The organism is Pseudomonas bananamidigenes (assembly GCF_001679645.1).
Taxonomy (GTDB): Bacteria; Pseudomonadota; Gammaproteobacteria; order Pseudomonadales; family Pseudomonadaceae; genus Aquipseudomonas; species Aquipseudomonas bananamidigenes.
In genome coordinates this window covers 1-2,496 of the sequence record NZ_LRUN01000107.1, presented here as the reverse complement: position 1 = coordinate 2,496, position 2,496 = coordinate 1, and the positions used below count along the sequence as shown (strand labels likewise).

The 2,496-nt window shown below is 61.0% G+C and carries 1 protein-coding gene; it reads right to left on the bottom strand.

The genetic code is table 11. The features are described from left to right. The coding region (gene lon / locus BBF94_RS26525; protein WP_065261884.1) for an endopeptidase La at window positions 1–2,199 on the bottom strand (2,199 nt) is incomplete at its 3' end. Window positions 2,200–2,496: the final 297 nt, after the last annotated feature.

Sequence of the window (2,496 nt, the reverse complement as noted above, 5' to 3'; positions counted from 1 at the left end):
TTTTTTCGGTGGCTGATTACGCGCCAGCGAGAGCAGGGCACTGGCCATGGTCACCCCGGCGCTCGGGCCGTCCTTCGGCGTTGCGCCTTCCGGCACATGCAGGTGGACGAAGGCTTCGTCAAAGAACTTCGGATCGCCACCAAAGGATTTGAGGTGCGAACTGACGTAGCTGTAGGCGATCTCCGCCGACTCCTTCATCACATCGCCCAGTTGCCCGGTGAGCTTGAAGCCGCGATTGAACGTGTGAATCCGCGTGGCTTCGATCGGCAGGGTTGCGCCGCCCATGCTGGTCCAGGCCAGACCGGTGATCACGCCGATGCCGGACAGCACCTGTTCGTTGCGAAACACCGGATGGCCAAGGGAGGCTTCGAGGTCTTTCGGCCCGAGTTTGATCACCGCTTTCGGATCGTCGATCAGCTTCATGACTGCCTTGCGCACCAGTTTGCCCAGCTGCTTTTCCAGCTGACGCACGCCGGCTTCACGGGCGTAACCGTCGATCAGCGCCTTGAGCGCGCTGTCGCTGATACTCAGGCTGCCCTTGGACACACCGGCCTTTTCCAGCAGTTTCGGCCACAGGTGACGCTTGGCGATGGCGACTTTTTCTTCGGTGATGTAGCCCGACAGGCGAATCACTTCCATCCGGTCCAGCAACGGGCCGGGAATCGAATCCAGAGTGTTGGCGGTGCAGACGAACAGGACTTTCGACAGGTCCATCCGCAGGTCGAGGTAGTGGTCGAGAAATTCGACGTTCTGTTCCGGGTCGAGGGTTTCCAGCAGCGCCGAAGCCGGGTCGCCCTGGTAGCTCTGGCCCATCTTGTCGATCTCGTCGAGCATGATCACCGGGTTCATCACTTCGACGTCTTTCAGCGCCTGCACGAGTTTGCCCGGCTGCGCACCGATGTAAGTGCGGCGGTGGCCCTTGATTTCGGCTTCGTCACGCATGCCGCCGACGCTGAAGCGGTAGAACGGCCGGCCCAGGGATTCGGCGATGGACTTGCCGACACTGGTCTTGCCCACGCCCGGCGGGCCGACCAGCAGCACGATGGAGCCGCTGATCTCGCCTTTGTAGGCACCGACGGCGAGGAATTCGAGGATCCGGTCCTTGATGTCGTCGAGGCCGGCGTGGTGTTTGTCCAGCACCTTGCGCGCGTGCTTGAGGTCGATCTTGTCCTCGCCGTACACGCCCCACGGCACCGAGGTCGCCCAGTCGAGGTAGTTGCGGGTGACCGCGTACTCCGGCGATCCGGTTTCGAGGATCGACAGCTTGTTCATTTCTTCTTCGAGGCGTTTTTGCACCGGTGTCGGCAGGACCTTGCCTTCCAGACGCTGCTCGAACTGTTCGAGGTCGGCGCTGCGGTCGTCCTTGGTCAGGCCCAGCTCCTGCTGGATGACCTTGAGCTGCTCCTTGAGGAAGAACTCGCGCTGATGTTCGCCGATCTTGCGGTTGACCTCGGCGGAGATCTCTTTTTGCAGGCGCGCGACTTCGACTTCCTTGCGCAGCATCGGCAGGACTTTTTCCATGCGCTTGAGCATAGGCACGCAGTCGAGCACTTCCTGCAACTCATTACCGGTCGCGGAGGTGAGGGCGGCGGCGAAGTCGGTCAGGGGCGACGGATCGTTGGGGCTGAAGCGGTTGAGGTAGTTCTTCAGCTCTTCGCTGTACAGCGGGTTGAGCGGCAGCAGTTCCTTGATCGCGTTGATCAGCGCCATGCCGTAGGCCTTGACCTCGTCGGTCGGCTCGGTGGGCTGGTGCGGGTATTCGACTTCCACCAGATATGGCGGGCGATGGTGCTTGAGCCAGGTCTTGATGCGCACACGGCTCAGGCCCTGGGCGACGAATTGCAGCTTGCCGTTTTCGCGACTGGCGTGGTGCACCTTGACCAGGGTGCCGTACTGCGGCAATGCCTTGGTGTCGAAGTGGCGCGGATCTTCCTGGGGCGTGTCCATGAAAAACAGGGCCAGGGAATGGTGCTCGGATTTGCTGACCAGTTCGAGGGTTTCGGCCCAGGGTTCTTCGTTGACGATGACCGGCAGGACCTGTGCCGGGAAGAACGGGCGGTTGTGGATCGGGATGATGTAGACCTTGTCCGGCAGGTTCTGACCGGGCAGGGCCAGGCCCTTGCCGGGGACGTGGTGTTCGATGGGGTCGGTTTCGGTGTAGTCGTCTGGGTTCTCGGGGAATTCTTGCTGGTCGCTCATGGGGCACCTGCGCAATGGGGTATGGGTGTTAGATGGGGCAGGGTTTTGGTGGTTTCAATGGGGGTGGGTGTTTCTGGTTGTGTGTTCAGGGTTTTGACAGGGGTTTGAACTTGGCGGCCTTTGGGCCGACCAAGCTGCGGTTTTATCGGGTACATATCCGTTTCTTCGGGGGCGCCTGCTGGCGGTTTCGCCCTTACGGCGACTCACTTTTTTGACAAACGCCTCAAAAAAGTAAGCAAAAAAAGGCTTGTCCCAACGTTCGGCCCGCTCGCTGAGGCTCGGGGTTCCTTCGCTCCG